Below are 18,217 nucleotides of genomic sequence, written 5' to 3'. Positions count from 1 at the left end.
CGCAAGGGGCAATGCGTGGAGGGCCCACCGACGTTCCCTTATTCCGCTTCGATCTTGCGTGAGCCTTATCTTGAATGGAGGTCGGGCAGCGGACGACGGTTACAGAGGGCGAGCAGAACCCCTGTTAGCGATTTGTTAACCATGCTGGGGCAGTCTCGATGGCTGTACAACGACGCTCGAACCCCGTGTCATCGAGCGCCCCCCAAAGCAGACGCATTCGTTCATTCCTGAGGGAGCAGAGACGAGGATGTACGAAATGGCAGCGCATATGATGAAGATGCTGATGAGCATCATGGCCGCGCTGTCGCTCGGCTCGCTGCTGTTTCTGATGGCCGTTCTCTAACAACGGCCGGAAGTTCGGGCGGCGCGCCCGTCAGGGGAAGAAGTGGAACTGGTCCCAGCTCTCGTGCGGTACATTAAGATGCGCGGCGCTGTAGGTGCTCCGCGTCGGTACGGCACCTGAACTTCAGTTTGTACCACTCCCCCTTGCTGCGGAAGATCGCGGCGATGACCTTGTCCGGTTTGAAGGTTGACTTGTCGGCGTTGATGCGTGGACCCGGCAAATCACTCCCGGACGCGCCTGCGGTTTCAGCTAAGCATTGTGGCCATTCCAATGGGCGGGGATCACGCTTCGGAAACGTCGATCCACTCGGCGCCCGTCAGTTCGACGATCCGGGCGGGGCTGATATGCACGGCCGCATTGGTGGCGCCGGCCGCCGGCACGACGATGTCGTAGGCCTTCAGGGACTCATCGCAATAGATGCTGTGCGGCTTGGCAAGGCCGAAGGGGCAGACGCCGCCGACCGGATGCCCGGTCTCCGCTTCCACTTCGTCGAAGCCGAGCATGCGGGCCTTGGTGCCGAAGCGGGCCTTGTACTTCTTGTTGTCGAGGCGGGCGTCGCCGCGCGTGACGATCAGGATCACGTCGTCGCCGACACGCAGCGCCAGCGTCTTTGCGATCTGCGCCGGCTCGACACCGTGGCCCTCAGCCGCAAGCGCAACCGTGGCGGTGCTCTGTTGCAGCTCGATGACGTCGATGTCGGGGGCGTGCTGGGAAAAGAAGTCTTTGACGGAGGCAAGGCTCATGGCGAACGGTTCACGTTATCAAAAAAAATCTAGCGCGATCGGCCGCGGGGCGAAGATCATGTTCTGCGCCGGGCGCGCAAATCTCTCAATCGTCGTTGGAGGCGTCAAGGTCTTCCGGGCGAAGACCTTCCTGCTGCGGCGGAAGGTAGCCGTGGCTGGTGAACCAGTTCTCGAGGATTGCGATGATCGCCTGGTCTCGCGTCTGCATGCCTGGATGATCTGCGATGAAAGACTTGAGCGCCGTTTCGATCTTGTCGGTGTAAAGCGCGTTCATGCTTGCCTCCCTCTGGCAATATGCGATTTCCGTCCGGTGACCCGTCCAGCAGATTACAGTGCTACAGCCCCCTTCGCGCGTCCAGATGGAACGCAGGCGCAAAAGGATGACCGCGCCGGTCTGGATCACGCCTGTTTGACAATGCGGATCAGCACAAGGAGAATGATCGCGCCGATCGTCGCGTGCAGGATTGCGGAGAGAATGCCGCTACCGAGGCTGATGCCGATCGCCGGAAAGAGGAAGCCGGCGATGAAAGCGCCGATGATGCCGACGACCATATTGCCGATGAGGCCGAACCCGCCGCCCTTGACGATGAGGCCGGCGAGCCAGCCGGCCACTGCGCCGACGATCAGGAAGACGAGAATGCTTTCAATGCCCATGAATTGTCCCCTTTCCATTGGATCTCGATTGGAAAGATAGATCAGGAATCGAAATCAGATAGGGGGCAATTTCATCGCACGGCGATTTTTTGAGCGGTCGGGCCCAGGCGGCAGCGCCGGTCCCCGCGGGCACGGCGCCGCTCGATGGTATCAGACGATGCCGCCACCGCCGCCGGCAACGGCCGGGCGCTCAGCCGCGACTTTCGCGCGGTAGCCGCTGTGGCGATAGGCCGCGACGGGCGCCACCGCCCCGCCATTCTCAAGTCGCGCCATTGCAAGGATCGGCTCGACGTCGGTGCGGAAGGCGGTCTTCAGCGTTTCGCTCGCCATCAGGGCGTCGTTGTCTTCCTGGCAGCCTTCGAGCGCCTTGCGGTCGACGATCAGCGCCTGCGCATAGGCGCGGCAGACCTCGGTCGCGCTCGTCATCAGGCTCTCGATCGGATCGGTGACATTGTGGCTCTGGTCGAGCATATGCGCGGGCCTGAAGCCCTTGGCGCCGCGCGTTTCCGCATCCACCAGCTCGTTGAAGACGAGGAACAGGCGGTAGGGATCGATCACGCCCGTGTCGAGATCGTCGTCGCCGTACTTCGAATCGTTGAAATGGAAGCCGCCGAGCTTGCCGAACTGGATGAGGCGGGCAACGATCATTTCGATATTGACGTTGGGCGCATGGTGGCCGAGGTCGACGAGGCAGAAGGCCTTGGGGCCGAGCTCCTGGGCGATCAGGTAATTGGTGCCCCAGTCCTGGACGACGGTCGAATAGAAGGCCGGCTCGAACATCTTGTGTTCGGTAAAGACGCGCCAGTCATCAGGCAATGCCGCATAGACCGATTTCATCGCATCGAGATAACGCTCGAAGGCGCGGGTGAAATTGCTCTGGCCGGGAAAGTTCGAGCCGTCGCCGACCCAGACGGTCAGCGCCTTCGAACCGAGCTGCCGGCCAATCTCGATGCATTCGAGATTGTGTTCCACCGCCTGGCGGCGCGTGGCGGCGTCCGTATGCGACAGCGAACCGAACTTGTAGGAATATTCCTGGCCAGGGGCGTCGGAGAAGGTATTGGAGTTCATCGCGTCGAAGCCGAGGCCGAGTGACGTGCCTTTCTGCTTCAGTTCCGAGATGTCGCTGACCTTGTCCCAGGGGATATGCAGCGAGACAGTCGGCGTCGCCTTGGTCAATTGCTGGATGACCGCGCAATCCTCGAGCTTGTCGAAGATGTTGCGCGGCTCGCCCTTGCCGGGGAAGCGGGCAAAGCGCGTGCCGCCGGTGCCGACGCCCCAGGAGGGGACGGCGACGCCATAGGCGGCGACCTTGCGCTTGATCTCGTCGATCGCGATACCGCGCCGGTCGAGCCGCTCGCCGAGGCTCTCATAGTCCCGGCGAAGTGCCGCAAGACGGCTGTCGTTCTCCGCCTCGACCGTTGCCTGGCTGATCATGGTGGTTGTCATGGCGCTCTCCTCGATCAGCGCGTGAACGACTGGGCGTTGCCCGCGTCGACATTGATGATGTTGCCGGTCGATTTCGCCGACATGTCGGAGGCAAGGAAATAGATCGCCTCGGCGATGTCCTCCGGGAAGACGCTGAGTTTCAGCATCGAACGCTCGCGATAATGCGCCTCGAGATCGTCGACATCCATCTTGTAGGCGGCGGCGCGCTGCTCCTTCCATTCGCCCGTCCAGATCTTCGAGCCGCGCAGCACCGCGTCCGGATTGACGACATTGACGCGGATCTGCGCTGCCGCGCCCTCGAGCGCCAGGCATCGGGCGAGATGGATCTCGGCCGCTTTGGCGGTGCAATAGGCCGAGGCTCCGGGCGAGGCGGCAAGGCCGTTCTTGGAGGCGACGAAGACGACGTTGCCGCCGGCCTTCTGCTGGCGGAAGATGCGGAAGGCCTCGCGCGAGACGAGGAAATAGCCGGTTGTCAGGATCTCGATGTTCTTGTTCCAGAGCGCCAGTGTCGTGTCCTCGACTGCGGCGGAGGAAGCAAGGCCGGCATTGGAAACGAGGATGTCGAGGCCGCCGAAGGCGAGCAGCGTGTCGCGGAAGCCGTTCTCGACGGCTTCTTCGCTGGTGACGTTCACGCTGACGGAGCGCACGAAATCCGTGCCGTAGCGTGCGGAAAGCTCGCTCGTCGCGCCGGCGAGCGCAGCCTCGTCGATATCGGCCAGCACCACGCAGGCGCCTTCCTGCATCAGCCGGTTGGCTGTGGCCTTGCCGATGCCGCCGGCGCCGCCGGTGACGAGCGCGATGCGGCCCGCAAGGCTCTTCGGTTTCGGCATGCGCTGGAGCTTGGCTTCTTCGAGCAGCCAGTATTCGATGTCGAAGGCCTCCTGTTCCGGCAGGCCGACATAGGTGGAGACGCCGGAGGCGCCGCGCATGACGTTGATGGCGTTGACGTAGAATTCGCCGGAGATGCGGGCGGTTGCCTTGTCCTTGGCAAAGGTGATCATGCCGACGCCGGGCACGAGGTAGACGACCGCGTTCGGGTCACGCATGGCAGGGCTGTCGGCATGCTTGCAGCGCTCGTAATAGGCCGCATAGTCGGCGCGATAGGCGGCGATCGCCTCAGGCAGCGCGGAAAGCGTCCTGTCGATATCGGGATTGGCCGGATCGAAATCGATCACCAGCGGCCGGATCTTGGTGCGCAGGAAATGGTCGGGGCAGCTCGTACCCAGCGCCGCGAGCGGCCTCAGGTCGCGCGCGGTAACGAAGTCGAGCACCGCCTGGCTGTCGTCGAAATGGCCAACCTTGCGCTCGTCGGCGCTGATCAGCCCGCGGATGACAGGCAGCAGCTTGCGGGCGACATCGGCGCGGGCGTCGTCGTCGAGCACCGGCTTCACCGCGCCGCCGAAGGCGGGCTTGGTGTTTTCGGCTTCGAACCAGGCGATCGCCTTGTTGATGATCTCGATCGTCGTCTCATAGGCTTCCTTGGCCGTGTCGCCCCAGGTGAAGAGGCCGTGGCTTTCGAGCACCACGCCGCGTGCCTTGGGGTTTTCCAGGCAGAACTTCTCCAGCCACAGGCCGAGCTCGTAACCCGGACGCTTCCAGGGCAGCCAGCCGATGTCGTCACCGAAGATCTTCGCGGTCAGCTCGCGGCTGTTCTGCGATGCGGCGATCGCGATGATCGCGTCGGGATGCATGTGATCAACATGCTTCTTCGGCACATAGGCGTGCAGCGGGGTATCGATGGAGGCGGCGCGCGGATTGAGATTGAAGGTGCAGTGCGGCAGGTAGCCGACCATATCGTCTTCGAACGCGATGCCACGATAGATCGACTTCAGCGCGTTGAGCTTGTCCATGTAGAGCGTCGCGAAGCCGTCGAGCTTGATCGTGCCGACGTCGCCGCCCGAACCTTTGACCCAGAGAACTTCGACCGTGCCGCCGCCGAGCGGATCCTTCTCCATCACCTTGGCCGAGGTGTTGCCGCCGCCGTAATTGGTGATGCGCTTGTCGGAACCGAGCAGGTTGGAGCGGTAGAGCAAACGCTCGGATTCGCTCATTTCGGCAGCCTTTGCCTCGTCCCAAAGGTTTGCAAGTCGTGCGCCCTGCTGCTTGTCGAGCATCTCGAATTCCTCCCGGTCTGATGCCGCGCGGCTTGGCGGCCGCGCAGAGATGTGGTTGGCATCAGATCATAGGACTTGAGCGTTAAAGTCAATCAAAAACGATCAAGTCCGCGCATAGTGCACTGCACAATGAAAAAATATGATTAATTGTGATTGACAATGGTCGATCGTGATGGAAGCATTGCTGGTATCGGAGGAGCGCATGCACGAAAAAGAAAGACACCGGATCATTCTGTCGGCGGTTCAGGAAAAACCCGTCGTCACCGTCCAGGAACTGGTCGATCTGACCGATAGTTCCGAGGCGACGATCCGGCGCGACATCGCGGCGCTTCACGTGCAGAAGAAGCTGCGCCGCGTGCGCGGCGGCGCCGAGGCGATCAATCCGCCGCAGTTCGTCGGGCTTGCCGGCCGTCCGTTCAAGGTCAACGAGGGGCTGCATGCCCGCGAGAAGCAGGCGATTGCCAAGGAGGCGGTGGCGCTCTGCGAGGATGGCGAGCCGATCATCATCAATGGCGGAACCACCACCTTCCAGATGGTGCATTTCCTCAGCAATCGCCGCATGCAGGTGTTCACCAATTCCTTCCCGATCGCCGAGCATCTGCTGAAGCACTCGAAGAACACGGTGATGCTGTCGGGCGGCACGATCTACCGCGAACAGAACATCATCCTCAGTCCCTTCGATAACGACGTGACGCGCAACTTCTATGCGCGCCGCATGTTCATGGGCGCTCAAGGGCTGGGGCCGCTCGGCCTGATGGAGGCCGATCCGCTTCTGATCCAGGCGGAACAGAAGCTCATCGACCAGGCCGACGAACTCGTCGTGCTGGTCGACTCGTCGAAATTTCACAAGCGCTCCAGCCTCATCCTCTGCGGGCTGAAGCGGATCGCCACGGTGATCACGGATTCGGGCATCGAGGACAGGCATGCCGCGATGCTTGAAAATGCCGGCGTGAGGCTGATCGTTGCCAGCAGCAGGGCCGGCATGGATGCGGAGAACATGTCCTCGTCCGCCTGAGGCGGGCGAGGTGAGGGGAAGGTGACGGTCACGGTCAATGAGGGGCCGGGTCGTTGCCGAACGGAGGAAGTCGCGCCGGATGCGTGTTTCGCGCACCGGTCAATGGGAGGAAATGAGCATGAAGATTCTGAAATCACTGATGGTCACGGCCGCTGTTTCGCTGGCGCTGATGGCCAATGCCGCACATGCGGAAAACAAGAAGATCGCCCTTGTCGTCAAGGCGCTGGGCATCGGCTTCTTCGAGGCTGCCAACAAGGGCGCCCAGGAAGCGGCCAAGGAATTGGGCGATGTCGAGGTGATCTACACCGGCCCGACCTCGACGACGGCGGAAGGCCAGATCGAAGTGATCAATTCGCTGATCGCCCAGAAGGTTGATGCGATCGCCGTCTCCGCCAACGACACCGACGCTCTGGTGCCGGCGCTGAAGAAGGCGATGGACCGCGGCATCAAGGTGATCTCCTGGGATTCCGGCGTCGCCAAGGAAGGCCGGATGATGCATCTCAACCCGTCCTCGAATGCGCTGATCGGCAACATGATCATCAAGCTTGCCGCCGACAACCTGCCTGAGGGCGGCGACGTCGCCGTGCTGTCTGCTTCGGCGACCGCGACCAACCAGAACACCTGGATCGCGGAGATGAAGAAGGTCCAGGGCAACTACAAGGGCATCAACGTCGTTGCCACCGTCTATGGCGACGACCTTGCCGACAAGTCCTATCGCGAGACGCAAGGGCTTATCCAGTCCTATCCGAACCTGAAGGCGATCATCGCGCCGACCTCCGTCGGCATCGTCGCAGCGGCGCAGGCCGTCACCGACGCCGGCAAGATCGGCCAGATCAACGTCACCGGCCTCGGCCTTCCCTCGGAAATGGCCGGCCACGTGAAGTCGGGCGCCTCCAAGTCGTTTGCGATCTGGAACCCGATCGACCTCGGCTATTCCGCGACGATGCTTTCCTACGACCTGATCAACGGTGCGGAGGCCAAGCCCGGTGCCGAGTTGAAGATGGGCCGCATGGGCACGGTCAAGCTCGATGACAACAATGAAGGCGCCATGGCCGATCCGTTCGTCTACGACGCCAAGAATGTCGAGGAATTCGCCAAGATCTTCTGATCTGGCGAACGATCAAAGCGACGCTGCCCCTCATCCGCGCGGTGAGGGCTGCCCCTCATCCGCCTGCCGGCACCTTCTCCCCGCTGGCGGGGAGAAGGGACAAGCGGCAACCGCTCGCTCCCGTTCAAATCGGGAGTTGATGGCCGCGGTGTTCTCGTCCCCTCTCCCCGCCTGCGGGGAGAGGGTTAGGGTGAGGGGCAGCCCAAACTGCCGCAGCCCTTGCGTTATCGAAACGACTGGATTGGTGGACTGACTCTTGCTCCAGGATACGCTCACATCGCGGATAAAGCCCGCCATCGCGCTCAAGGGGATCTCGAAGTCCTTCCCTGGCGTCAAGGCGCTCTCCGACGTTTCGCTGTCGCTCTATCCGGGATCGGTGACCGCGCTGGTCGGTGAAAACGGCGCCGGCAAATCGACGCTGGTGAAGATCCTGACCGGTATCTATCAGCCGGACCAAGGCATGATCTCCGTCGGCGATCAGGAGGTGCATTTCCCGACGGCGCTTGCCGCGGCCCGCGCCGGCGTCACCGCGATCCACCAGGAAACCGTGCTCTTCGACGAGCTTTCGGTTGCCGAGAACATCTTCCTCGGCCACGCCCCGCGCAACCGTTTCGGGCTGATCGACTGGAAGAAGCTCAATGCCGATGCGCGCGCGCTTCTCGCGCGAGCCGGTGCCGATTTCGATCCGACGATCCGGCTCCGTGATCTCGGCATTGCCAGGAAACACCTCGTCGCGATCGCCCGCGCCCTTTCCGTCGACGCACAGGTCGTCATCATGGACGAGCCGACGGCCGCGCTGTCGCACAAGGAAATCCATGAGCTCTATGCTCTCGTCGAGCGGCTGAAGGCCGACGGCAAGGCGATCCTCTTCATCAGCCACAAGTTCGACGAGATCTTCCGCATTGCCGATCGCTACACCGTCTTCCGCGACGGAACCATGGTGGACGAGGGGCTAATCGCCGATGTCAACCAGGACAAGCTGGTGCGCCTCATGGTCGGCCGCGCGGTCGGCTCGGTCTACCCGAAGAAGGAAGTGGCGATCGGCGAGCCGATCCTGACCGTCTCTGGCTACCGCCACCCGACCGAATTCGAGGACATCAACTTCGAGCTTCGCCGTGGCGAAATCCTCGGATTCTACGGCCTCGTCGGCGCCGGCCGCTCGGAGTTCATGCAGTCGCTGATCGGCGTCACCCGGCCTTCCGCCGGTGCCGTTCGGCTCGACGGCGAGGTGCTGGTGATCCGCAGCCCGTCCGAAGCGATCCGCAGCGGCATCGTCTATGTGCCCGAAGAGCGCGGCCGGCAGGGTGCGATCATTGGATTGCCGATCTTCCAGAACGTCACATTGCCGTCGCTGTCGCGCACCTCGCGCTCGGGTTTCCTGAAACTTGCCAACGAGTTCGCGCTTGCCCGCGAATACACCTCGCGTCTCGATCTGCGCGCCGCTTCGCTCGACCAGGATGTCGGGACGCTGTCAGGCGGCAACCAGCAGAAGGTCGTCATCGCCAAGTGGCTGGCGACGAGGCCGAAGGTGATCATTCTCGACGAGCCGACCAAGGGCATCGATATCGGTTCCAAGGCGGCGGTCCATGCCTTCATGAGCGAACTGGCGTCCGAGGGCCTCAGCGTCATCATGGTTTCCTCGGAAATCCCCGAGATCATGGGCATGTCCGACCGCGTCATCGTCATGCGCGAGGGCCGGATCGCCGGGCGGTTTGAGCGCGCCGAACTGACGGCGGAAAAGCTGGTGCGCGCTGCCGCCGGCATTCGGGAGGCCGCGTGATGGCGAAGTTTCTCAAGAATCGTGAGCTCCTGCTCGTCGGCGCGATCACCGTTCTGCTCGCGCTGATCACCTTGCGCTTTCCCCCCTTCGTGGCGCCCGCCAATCTCGCGCGCGTGTACAACGACACGTCGATCCTGATCATTCTGGCGCTTGGCCAGATGGCCGTGATCCTGACGCGATGCATCGACCTTTCGATGGCCGCCAACCTGGCGCTTTCGGGCATGGTGGCAGCGATGCTGAACGCCGCCTTTCCGGGCCTGCCGATCCCGCTGATCATCCTTGCAGCGATCACGCTCGGCACCGCGCTCGGCATGATCAACGGAGCGCTCGTCTGGAAGCTCGACATTCCGCCGATCGTCGTCACGCTTGGCACCCTCACCATCTATCGCGGCCTGATCTTCCTCTTGAGCGGCGGCAAGTGGATCAATGCCCATCAGATGAGCGACGCGTTCAAGGCGCTGCCGCGTGACGAGCTTGTCGGATTTCCGGTTCTCTCCTGGCTATCGCTGGTCATGATCGGGCTCATCTTCCTGCTGATGAGCCGGACGGCGCTCGGGCGCGCCTTCTATGCCGTCGGCGGTAATCCGCATGCGGCCGTCTATACCGGCATCGACGTCGGCCGAACCCGCTTCTCGGCCTATTGCCTTTCGGGTGCGCTCGCCGGGCTTTCCGGTTACCTCTGGGTGTCGCGCTACGCCGTCGCCTATGTCGACATCGCTGCCGGCTTCGAGCTCGACATAATCGCGGCCTGCGTCATCGGCGGCATATCGATCGCCGGCGGTATCGGCTCTGTCGCGGGCGCCGTGCTCGGCGCGCTGTTTCTTGGCGTGATCAAGAATGCCCTGCCGGTCATCAACATCTCGCCCTTCGCACAGATGGCGATTTCGGGCATGGTCATCATCATTGCCGTCGCCGTCAACGCTCGCGCCGAACGGCGCAAGGGACGTGTCATCTTGAGAAAGGCGGAGGCTGTCTGATGGCCGAGACCCACCTTACCCCCCGCAACATCCCCGATCGGCTGGAAGGCCGCGGCGCGCGCCTGTTGAAGAGCTGGGAAAGCCTGCTGTTCGTCGTCGCCTGCCTGATCTTCCTCGGCAACTCGCTGGCATCGCCCTATTTCCTCGATCCCTGGAACCTTTCGGACGCGACCTTCAACTTCACCGAAAAGGCGATGATCGCCTTTGCCATGGCTCTGGTGATCATCGCTGGCGAGATCGATCTCTCGGTGGCCTCGGTCATCGCGCTCGCCTCGACGGCGATGGGCTATGCCGTCCAGCTCGGTTTCGATACGCCGGCGCTGGTGGCGATCGGCCTCTCCGTCGGCCTCCTTTGCGGCGCCATCAACGGCCTTTTGATCACCGGTCTCGGGCTGCCGTCCATCGTCGTGACCATCGGCACCATGAGCCTTTTCCGCGGGCTCTCCTTCATCATCCTGGGAGATCAGGCTTTTACCGGCTATCCCGACAGCTTCTCCTGGTTCGGCCAGGGATATGTCTGGTGGGTGTTCTCCTTCGAGTTCACGCTCTTCGTGGTCCTTGCTGTCGTCTACGGCGTCGTGCTGCACAAGACCAATTTCGGCCGTGCGGTCTATGCCATCGGCAACAACCAGACGGCGGCGCTCTTCTCCGGCATCCGGGTCGGGCGCATCAAGTTCATCCTATTCCTGTTGACCGGGCTGATGGCGGGGCTCGCCTCGATCTGCCTGACCTCGCGCCTCGGCTCCACCCGCCCGTCGATTGCGCTCGGCTGGGAGCTCGAAGTGGTGACGATGGTCGTGCTCGGCGGCGTCAACATTCTCGGCGGCTCCGGAACCATTCCCGGCGTCGTGCTCGCGGCGCTGATCATGGGCATGGTGACCTTCGGCTTCGGCCTGCTCAACGTGCCTGGCATTGTCATGTCGATCTTCATCGGCCTGCTGCTGATCTCGGTGATCGCACTTCCGATCCTCTGGCGGCGCGCCCGCCACCGTCTTGCGCATTGAGGTTACAATGGAAAAATATGCGTTCCGCATGCGGCTGAACCCGGGCATGGCGGCCGAATATAAGGCGCGGCACGACGCCATCTGGCCGGAGCTGGCGGCACTCTTGAAGGAGGCCGGCGTCTCCGATTATTCCATCCATCTGGACGAGGAGACGAACCTGCTCTTCGGCGTGCTCTGGCGGACCGACGATCACCGCATGGCCGACCTGCCGTCCCATCCGATCATGCGGAAATGGTGGGCCTACATGGCCGATATCATGGAAACCAAAGCCGACAACGAGCCGGTGGCCGTACCGCTCAAGACCGTCTTTCATATGGATTGATGTGATGCGGGTCGTTGGCGTCATCGATATCGGCAAGACCAATGCCAAGGTCGCGGCTGTCGATCTCGACCGTTTCGAGGAGATCGCCGTCCGCAAGACGGCGAATGCGGTGCTCACCGACGGTCCCTATCCGCATTTCGATATCGAGCATCTCTGGGCCTTCGTGCTCGACAGTCTGGCGGCACTGAATGCCGAGCACGCCTTCGAGGCAATCTCGATCACCACCCATGGCGCGACGGCTGTCGTGCTCGATGTGGCCGGCGATCTGGCGCTGCCGGTGCTGGACTATGAATATGCCGGTCCCGACGGCCTTGCCGCTGAATATGATGCGGTGCGGCCGCCGTTTTCCGAGACCGGTTCCGCGCGCCTGCCGATGGGCCTCAATGTCGGTGCGCAGCTCTTCTGGCAGCAGAAGACCTTTCCCGACGCCTTCGCCAGGGTCGCCTCGATCCTCACCTATGCGCAATACTGGACCTATCGACTGACGGGCGTGCTCTGCAACGAACTGACCTCGCTCGGCTGCCATACGGATCTCTGGAACCCGCGAGCCGGGACCTTCTCGTCCCTGGTCGAGCGCCAGGGCTGGCGGCCGCTTTTCGCGCCGGTGCTGAAGGCAAGCGATATCGCTGGCACCTTGCGGCCGGAACTCTGCGCCGCGACCGGGATTGCGACCGAGACATCAGTCTATTGCGGGATCCATGACTCCAACGCCTCGCTGCTCCCGCATCTGCTGACGCGCGCCTCGCCCTTCACGGTGGTCTCCACTGGCACCTGGGTCGTCATGCTGGCGGTCGGCGCGGAGCCGAAGCCACTCGACGAACATCGCGACACGCTCATCAACGTCAATGCGCTTGGCGATCCCGTGCCCTCGGCCCGCTTCATGGGCGGCCGGGCGTTCCAGCTTCTATTGGGGGAAGGGGCAGTTCCCGCATCGCCGGAGGTGGAGGCGGCCGTCGCCAAAGGCGGCCATATGCTGCTGCCGTCGATACCCGAGGGCTCCGGTCCCTTTCCGGCTTCGAAGGCGATCTGGACGACCGGCGAGAAGGCGCTTGGCCCCGCCGAGCGTTTTGCCGTCGTGTCGTTTCACCTGGCGTTGATGACGGCCACCTGCCTCGATCTGATCGGAGCGCGCGGAGAGATCGTCGTCGAGGGACCGTTTGCGGTCAATACGGCCTATCTGCGCATGCTGGCAGCGGCGACCGGTCGGCCGGTCTTCGCCGATCCCCAGAATGTTACGGGTACGAGCCTTGGCGCGGCAAGCCTGGTCGCGGGGTCCAAGGTCAGGACCGGCGTTCAGCCACTCGCGGGCGAGGTTCCCGAGAGTTTCGCAAATTATGCAAGGGCGTGGCGAAAGGCGGCACTGGACCATGCAGGCAAAGAAAAGCGGCTGTAGAGCAGCGCCCTCGGCCATAGACATGCTTGGTTGTGCCAGTAAGAGACGGACCTTGGTCCTATCAGAACACGGAACTGCGCTTTGCCGATCGGTTGTGTTCGATGTTGAGCACGATCGATACTGCCGTCATTGTCAGGATTGCGGTGAGAGCGGCGCCGATTCCAAGAACAATCATTGTTCGTTTCCCGTAAGCGCATCGTCATGATGTCGCTTTGCTTGGTGCGAAGGTTTCCTCGCGCATGCAGCGCCCACTCCACTTTCGCTTCGATACGCGAGCGCAAGTGCAAGTGCAATTCTAAACTCTTGTGATTGAGAACCTGTTGTAGTTCGGCGGCTATATTACAGTTTTGTTGCAGCGCAAGAACGACCCGCTAAAACACCCCTGCGAACTTTAGTGAATCCGATTTGAGGCGAGGGACCGTTAACCTTCAAGCAAGGAATTAACCATAAACATGGTCCCACACGTCGGAATGGGATAATTCACAAGTCTCCTCAAGGCATGATGCCGCCCCGCCGTACCGGTTCCGGTCCGGTATCCAATCTTCACCGAATTTACTTGCGGGATGAACGATGGCAGACGCCGCCGGCGGGGGCTGATCTCATCAATGTGGCGTGCACGTCCGGTGGACCGTAGCTCCCCTTGATCCTCCCAGGCAAATTCCGAACGCGCAAATACCCGGGGATCAGCGTTGAGGCAGGAAGCGTCGTCAGAACAGGCAAGGAAAGGCCAGGCAGGCAGCCTGCTGGAGCGCCTGCGTTTTGCCGGGCTCGACGACGAGAGCTGCAACCGCGTCCGGGACCACAGACAGAAGCTTTCCCCCCGCATCGACCAGGCGCTTCGTGACCTTTTCCAGCGCCTGCAGACCTATGCCGATGCTGCCCGCCATTTCGACAGCGATCGCCAGATCGATCGTCTTCAAGACCTGCAATCGTCGCACTGGAATGTGCTGACAGACGCGCGTTTCGATGGTCTCTATGCCGAGCGCGTCAAGGTGCTCGCCGATACGGCCAGCCGCATGGGTCTCGATCCGCGCTGGCAGATGGCAAGCCATGCGGTCGTGCTCGAACATCTCCTCGTCGGCCTCATCGAAGAGGCCTGGCCGAGATCCTTCCTGCCGATGGGCAAGGCACGTCGTCGTGAGCTCTGCGACCTCGTCGCCGCGCTCGTGCGTACCGTCTTCGTCGACACAGAGATCGGCGTTTCGCTCCGTTTCAATGCCCTTCGCCAGCAGCACCAGCGGCAATTGACCGAGCAGCGCAGCGCCGACGAACAGGAAGTCAAGGCGCTCTTCGGCGACTTTGCCGAGAGTTTGAGTCAGGGCGATCTCGGCGCGCGGCTGCCGGAAGCGGCAGCGGAGGCCTACCAGCCGATCGTTGCCAGCCTCAATACGGCACTGGAACAGATTCAGCAGAGCCTGCAGGCATCCGATCGCCACAATCGTTCTGCCGAGGCCCTGGTCGATCGCATGCGTGGAAACGCAGCCGCTTTCTCGGACAAGGCGGGCGCCGAAGCCGATGCGCTGTCAGGGCAACTTGCAGCGCTCTCGGACATGGCGGGCCGCATGGCATCCGGCTCCGGCCGCATCAGCGCGACGGAAACGAAGGCCAACGAAACTCGTATCGCCGTCGAGCGCAGCGGCGAGATCGCCGGCCAGGCGATCACCGCCATGGCCGATATCGAAGCTTCGGCCGAAAAGATCGGCCAGATCATCGGCGTCATCGACGAGATCGCCTTCCAGACCAACCTGCTGGCGCTCAATGCCGGCATCGAAGCGGCGCGGGCCGGCGACAGCGGTCGCGGCTTTGCCGTCGTCGCCCAGGAAGTGCGTGCCCTGGCGCAGCGCTCCGGTGAGGCGGCCCGTGAAATCAAGCAGCTCGTCTCCGGCACCAAGGCCCAGGTCGAGACCGGCGTCGAGATCGTCGGCCGAACCCAGGACGCGATCAGCAGCATCGTCGAGCAGGTCACGTCGATTAATTCGGCGGTTTCCGGCATCGCCCGCGAAGCGGAGCAGCAGGTCGGTGATCTCAGGGGCGTCGCTGCCGAGATCGGCACGATCTCCGAGCGCGTGCAAGCAAGCGCCGCCCTGGCCAGCGAAGCCACCCGTTCGTCGGACGATCTCCACACCGTCATCGTCGAACTTGGCGAAACGATCCGCCGGTTCCGCCTGGAGCGGCGTCATCCCGTTTCGTCAGCCGCCGGTCGCGAGCCGCACCAGCCGGCTCCGGGCGTGATTGCCGAGGAGCCGACGGTTGCGCTGTTCGACGACGGACCGCAGCGGCAGCTCGCCGGATGGCAGCGCTGATTTCGAGAACAGCACAGGGTTAGCAGTCGAGGAAGACAGTAATGGCCAGCAACAAGACCGCTCAAAAGACGCTCAGCCTCGCTCCGGTGTTGGATCTTAACGAGGCGACGACGCTGCATGAGAAGCTGCTCGCTCTCAAGGGCAGCGACGTCGCGATCGACGCTTCGGCGGTCGAGCGGGTGGGGACGCTTTGCGTTCAGGTGCTGATGGCCGGCGCCAAGACCTGGGAAGAGGATCATTTGTCTTTCACCTTCAGCAAGGTGTCGGACGCTTTCGAGAAAACGACACAGCTCATCGGGGTCGAGATCGACCATCTGGTGGCCAAGGAGATTTGAGAAATGAAGAAGCGAGTTCTGACGGTCGACGACTCCCGGACGATCCGAAACATGCTGCTGGTCACGTTGAACAATGCCGGGTTCGAAACGATCCAGGCCGAGGACGGCGTCGAGGGCCTCGAGGTTCTCGAGGAAGCCAATCCCGATGTGATCGTCACCGACATCAACATGCCGCGTTTGGACGGCTTCGGCTTCATCGAAGGCGTGCGCAAGAACGATCGTTACCGCGCCATTCCGATCCTGGTGCTGACCACCGAAAGTGATGCCGAAAAGAAGAACCGTGCGCGTCAGGCGGGCGCAACCGGCTGGATCGTCAAGCCGTTCGACCCGACGAAACTCATCGACGCAATCGAGCGCGTAACGGCCTGAAGTCCGGGGATAGCCTCCAATGGATATGAACGAAATCAAAGAGATCTTCTTCCAGGAATGCGAGGAGCAACTCGCCGAGCTGGAATCGGGTCTGCTGAAGCTCAATGACGGCGACCGCGACCCGGAAACGGTCAATGCGGTGTTCCGCGCGGTGCACTCGATCAAGGGTGGTGCCGGTGCCTTTGGGCTCGACGACCTCGTCTCCTTCGCGCATGTGTTCGAGACGACCCTTGATTGCGTTCGTTCCAACCGGCTGGATCCCGGGCCGGAAGTTCTGAAGGTCATGCTGAAGTCGGCCGACGTGCTGGCCGATCTCACCAATGCCGCTCGCGATGGCGGCAGCGTCGACGAGGCGCGCAGCCGACAGCTCATCAAGGAACTCGAAGCTCTGGCGAACGGCGAAGTGCCGCAAGCATCCGCAGCGCCGGTCGAAGTGGTCGCCAAACCCGTTGCCGCCGTGGCCGCGCCGCCGGTCAACGAGGAAGGCTTCCAGCCGGTCGCTTTCTCCTTCGACGACTTCGAAGCGGCCGAAGAACCGCCGCTGATGGAAACGCCGACCTACGAGATCGTCTTCAGGCCGAAGTCCGATCTCTATGCCAAGGGCAATGAGGCAACGCTGCTTCTGCGCGACCTCTCCCGCCTTGGCGATATGAGCATCCATTGCGACATGGAAGCGCTGCCGACACTCGATCGGCTGAGTCCGGAGAGCGCCTACTTCTTCTGGAAGATCCAACTCGCGACCGACAAGGGCGAGGACGCGATCCGTGCCGTCTTCGAATTCGCCGAGTGGGATTGCGACCTGGAGATTTCCCTCGCGTCGGACGAAGCCGCGTCGTCCGACGAAGAGCTGCCGATGCAGCCAGTGCCCTTCGATCTGTCGATCCTCGATGACGAGCCGGCGGTATCGGTCGGTGTCGTCGAGGAGGAAGAACAGCTCGCGTCCCAGCAGCTCGGCAACGCCGCGGTTTCGGCCGCGGGGACTGCCAGCAACGTGCTGCAGATGGCGCAATCCGCAGCCCGCGCCCCGGCCGAGAAGGCAGCACCCGCCGCCAGTGCCGCTGCTCAGGGCGCTGCCGGCCAACAGGCCGCCGCATCGGCCGCCACGCCGACGATCCGCGTCGATCTCGACCGTGTCGATCGGCTGATCAACCTCGTCGGCGAGCTCGTCATCAACCAGGCGATGCTCTCGCAAAGCGTCGTCGAGAACGACACCAACGGCACGTCCTCGATCAACATGGGCCTCGAAGAGCTGCAGCAGCTCACCCGCGAGATCCAGGACTCGGTGATGGCGATCCGTGCGCAGCCGGTGAAGCCGGTGTTCCAGCGCATGTCGCGCATCGTCCGCGAAATCGCCGACATGACCGGCAAGTCGGTCCGCCTCATCACCGAGGGTGAAAACACCGAAGTCGACAAGACGGTTATCGACAAGCTTGCCGAGCCGCTGACCCACATGATCCGCAACGCGGTCGACCACGGCCTCGAAACGCCGGAGAAGCGCCTTGCCGCCGGCAAGAGCGCCGAAGGTACGGTCCGCCTGACGGCGAAGCACCGCTCCGGCCGCATCGTCATCGAACTTGCCGACGACGGCGCCGGCATCAACCGCGAGAAGGTGCGCCAGAAGGCGATCGACAACGATCTGATCGCCGCCGATGCCAATCTTTCGGACGAAGAGATCGACAACCTGATCTTCCACGCCGGCTTCTCGACGGCGGACAAGATCTCCGACATCTCCGGCCGCGGCGTCGGCATGGACGTGGTCAAGCGTTCGATCCAGGCGCTTGGCGGCCGCATCAACATTTCGTCGAAACCGGGCCACGGCTCGGTCTTCACCATGAGCCTGCCGCTGACGCTCGCCGTACTCGACGGCATGGTGGTCACCGTCGCCAACCAGACGCTCGTCGTGCCGCTGACCGCGATCGTCGAGACCCTGCAGCCGGAAGCGTCGGCGATCCACTCCTTCGGCGCCAACCAGCGGCTGATCTCGATCCGCAACTCCTTCTGCCCCCTCGTCGACGTCGGCCGCATCCTCAACTTCCGCGCCATCCAGGCGAACCCGGTCGAAGGCGTCGCACTTCTGGTGGAATCGGAAGGCGGCGGCCAGCGCGCCCTGATGGTCGATGCGATCCAGGGGCAGCGCCAGGTGGTGATCAAGAGCCTCGAAGCCAACTACACCCACGTGCCGGGCATCGCGGCCGCAACCATTCTCGGCGACGGCCGCGTGGCGCTCATCCTCGATGTCGATGCGATCGTCGCCGCCTCGCGCGGGCAGTCGCTGAAGCCTGAAATGTCACTTGCTGCAGTCGGATAATGA

Annotated in this window: 17 protein-coding genes; 11 read left to right on the top strand and 6 right to left on the bottom strand. The window is 62.8% G+C overall.

Annotated features, from left to right (window positions below; all coding sequences use genetic code 11):
- Window positions 1–416 precede the first annotated feature (416 nt).
- From AC0C6X_RS02545 to AC0C6X_RS02520, 6 genes are all read right to left on the bottom strand, one after another.
- Entirely contained in the window at window positions 417–563 is a 147-nt protein-coding gene (locus tag AC0C6X_RS02545; RefSeq protein ID WP_247958126.1) for a DUF930 domain-containing protein, read from the bottom strand.
- A 61-nt stretch (window positions 564–624) separates the two neighbouring features.
- Window positions 625–1,086 carry a YbaK/EbsC family protein gene (locus tag AC0C6X_RS02540; protein ID WP_247958125.1) on the bottom strand — a complete coding sequence of 154 codons (462 nt, stop codon included), beginning with the start codon at window positions 1,084–1,086 and terminating at the stop codon, window positions 625–627.
- 85 nt (window positions 1,087–1,171) lie between these two features.
- Window positions 1,172–1,360: a hypothetical protein gene (locus AC0C6X_RS02535; protein ID WP_173515566.1), complete on the bottom strand. Its 189-nt coding sequence runs from the start codon at window positions 1,358–1,360 to the stop codon at window positions 1,172–1,174.
- Window positions 1,361–1,485: 125 nt separating this feature from the next.
- Window positions 1,486–1,740, bottom strand: a complete 255-nt coding sequence (locus AC0C6X_RS02530) for a GlsB/YeaQ/YmgE family stress response membrane protein (RefSeq protein ID WP_173515567.1) — start codon at window positions 1,738–1,740, stop codon at window positions 1,486–1,488.
- A 150-nt stretch (window positions 1,741–1,890) separates the two neighbouring features.
- On the bottom strand, window positions 1,891–3,186 hold the full coding sequence (rhaI, locus tag AC0C6X_RS02525; protein ID WP_472951747.1) for an L-rhamnose catabolism isomerase: 1,296 nt from the start codon (window positions 3,184–3,186) through the stop codon (window positions 1,891–1,893).
- 14 nt (window positions 3,187–3,200) lie between these two features.
- Window positions 3,201–5,300 carry a bifunctional rhamnulose-1-phosphate aldolase/short-chain dehydrogenase gene (locus AC0C6X_RS02520; RefSeq protein ID WP_472951745.1) on the bottom strand — a complete coding sequence of 700 codons (2,100 nt, stop codon included), beginning with the start codon at window positions 5,298–5,300 and terminating at the stop codon, window positions 3,201–3,203.
- Between the two features lie 202 nt (window positions 5,301–5,502).
- Here AC0C6X_RS02520 and AC0C6X_RS02515 point away from each other — a divergent pair, with 202 nt between their 5' ends.
- The 11 genes from AC0C6X_RS02515 (at window position 5,503) to AC0C6X_RS02465 (ending at window position 18,214) form a co-directional block, all read left to right on the top strand.
- Window positions 5,503–6,315, top strand: a complete 813-nt coding sequence (locus tag AC0C6X_RS02515) for a DeoR/GlpR family DNA-binding transcription regulator (protein ID WP_173515570.1) — start codon at window positions 5,503–5,505, stop codon at window positions 6,313–6,315.
- A 118-nt stretch (window positions 6,316–6,433) separates the two neighbouring features.
- Window positions 6,434–7,423: a rhamnose ABC transporter substrate-binding protein gene (gene rhaS, locus AC0C6X_RS02510; RefSeq protein ID WP_173515571.1), complete on the top strand. Its 990-nt coding sequence runs from the start codon at window positions 6,434–6,436 to the stop codon at window positions 7,421–7,423.
- A gap of 283 nt (window positions 7,424–7,706) precedes the next feature.
- A complete protein-coding gene (locus tag AC0C6X_RS02505) occupies window positions 7,707–9,203 on the top strand; it encodes a sugar ABC transporter ATP-binding protein (protein ID WP_472951861.1) in 1,497 nt (498 codons plus the stop codon).
- Window positions 9,200–10,180, top strand: a complete 981-nt coding sequence (locus AC0C6X_RS02500; protein WP_173515572.1) for an ABC transporter permease — start codon at window positions 9,200–9,202, stop codon at window positions 10,178–10,180. Before AC0C6X_RS02505 ends, AC0C6X_RS02500 begins: the two co-directional genes overlap by 4 nt.
- Complete coding sequence (locus AC0C6X_RS02495; protein ID WP_173515573.1) at window positions 10,180–11,184, top strand: ABC transporter permease; 1,005 nt, start codon at window positions 10,180–10,182, stop codon at window positions 11,182–11,184. Before AC0C6X_RS02500 ends, AC0C6X_RS02495 begins: the two co-directional genes overlap by 1 nt.
- Window positions 11,185–11,191: 7 nt before the next feature.
- Window positions 11,192–11,506, top strand: a complete 315-nt coding sequence (gene rhaM / locus AC0C6X_RS02490) for an L-rhamnose mutarotase (protein ID WP_173515574.1) — start codon at window positions 11,192–11,194, stop codon at window positions 11,504–11,506.
- Window positions 11,507–11,510: 4 nt separating this feature from the next.
- Window positions 11,511–12,899 carry an FGGY-family carbohydrate kinase gene (locus AC0C6X_RS02485; RefSeq protein WP_472951741.1) on the top strand — a complete coding sequence of 463 codons (1,389 nt, stop codon included), beginning with the start codon at window positions 11,511–11,513 and terminating at the stop codon, window positions 12,897–12,899.
- A gap of 689 nt (window positions 12,900–13,588) precedes the next feature.
- Window positions 13,589–15,202: a globin-coupled sensor protein gene (locus AC0C6X_RS02480; protein ID WP_472951739.1), complete on the top strand. Its 1,614-nt coding sequence runs from the start codon at window positions 13,589–13,591 to the stop codon at window positions 15,200–15,202.
- A gap of 41 nt (window positions 15,203–15,243) precedes the next feature.
- The gene (locus AC0C6X_RS02475) at window positions 15,244–15,537 is read left to right on the top strand and encodes an STAS domain-containing protein (RefSeq protein WP_173515577.1); all 294 of its coding nucleotides are present in this window, start codon (window positions 15,244–15,246) and stop codon (window positions 15,535–15,537) included.
- Window positions 15,538–15,540: 3 nt separating this feature from the next.
- Window positions 15,541–15,906 (top strand): response regulator, encoded by a 366-nt coding sequence (locus AC0C6X_RS02470; RefSeq protein WP_025425897.1) that lies wholly within the window; start codon window positions 15,541–15,543, stop codon window positions 15,904–15,906.
- Between the two features lie 19 nt (window positions 15,907–15,925).
- Window positions 15,926–18,214: a chemotaxis protein CheA gene (locus AC0C6X_RS02465; protein ID WP_472951735.1), complete on the top strand. Its 2,289-nt coding sequence runs from the start codon at window positions 15,926–15,928 to the stop codon at window positions 18,212–18,214.
- Window positions 18,215–18,217: the final 3 nt, after the last annotated feature.

This window comes from Ensifer sp. VA4 (genome assembly GCF_055710065.1).
Note: the sequence above shows the minus strand (reverse complement) of the source record. Positions and strands in the feature narration are given on the sequence as shown.

Excerpts from the sequence above, each read along its gene's own strand:
- AC0C6X_RS02535 (WP_173515566.1), bottom strand. The coding sequence starts at position 1,360 with ATGAACGCGCTTTACACCGACAAGATCGAAACGGCGCTCAAGTCTTTC.
- AC0C6X_RS02515 (WP_173515570.1), top strand. The coding sequence starts at position 5,503 with ATGCACGAAAAAGAAAGACACCGGATCATTCTGTCGGCGGTTCAGGAA.
- rhaI (WP_472951747.1), bottom strand. The coding sequence starts at position 3,186 with ATGACAACCACCATGATCAGCCAGGCAACGGTCGAGGCGGAGAACGAC.
- AC0C6X_RS02530 (WP_173515567.1), bottom strand. The coding sequence starts at position 1,740 with ATGGGCATTGAAAGCATTCTCGTCTTCCTGATCGTCGGCGCAGTGGCC.
- AC0C6X_RS02470 (WP_025425897.1), top strand. The coding sequence starts at position 15,541 with ATGAAGAAGCGAGTTCTGACGGTCGACGACTCCCGGACGATCCGAAAC.
- AC0C6X_RS02495 (WP_173515573.1), top strand. The coding sequence starts at position 10,180 with ATGGCCGAGACCCACCTTACCCCCCGCAACATCCCCGATCGGCTGGAA.
- rhaM (WP_173515574.1), top strand. The coding sequence starts at position 11,192 with ATGGAAAAATATGCGTTCCGCATGCGGCTGAACCCGGGCATGGCGGCC.
- AC0C6X_RS02520 (WP_472951745.1), bottom strand. The coding sequence starts at position 5,300 with ATGCTCGACAAGCAGCAGGGCGCACGACTTGCAAACCTTTGGGACGAG.
- AC0C6X_RS02540 (WP_247958125.1), bottom strand. The coding sequence starts at position 1,086 with ATGAGCCTTGCCTCCGTCAAAGACTTCTTTTCCCAGCACGCCCCCGAC.
- rhaS (WP_173515571.1), top strand. The coding sequence starts at position 6,434 with ATGAAGATTCTGAAATCACTGATGGTCACGGCCGCTGTTTCGCTGGCG.
- AC0C6X_RS02465 (WP_472951735.1), top strand. The coding sequence starts at position 15,926 with ATGGATATGAACGAAATCAAAGAGATCTTCTTCCAGGAATGCGAGGAG.
- AC0C6X_RS02475 (WP_173515577.1), top strand. The coding sequence starts at position 15,244 with ATGGCCAGCAACAAGACCGCTCAAAAGACGCTCAGCCTCGCTCCGGTG.
- AC0C6X_RS02485 (WP_472951741.1), top strand. The coding sequence starts at position 11,511 with ATGCGGGTCGTTGGCGTCATCGATATCGGCAAGACCAATGCCAAGGTC.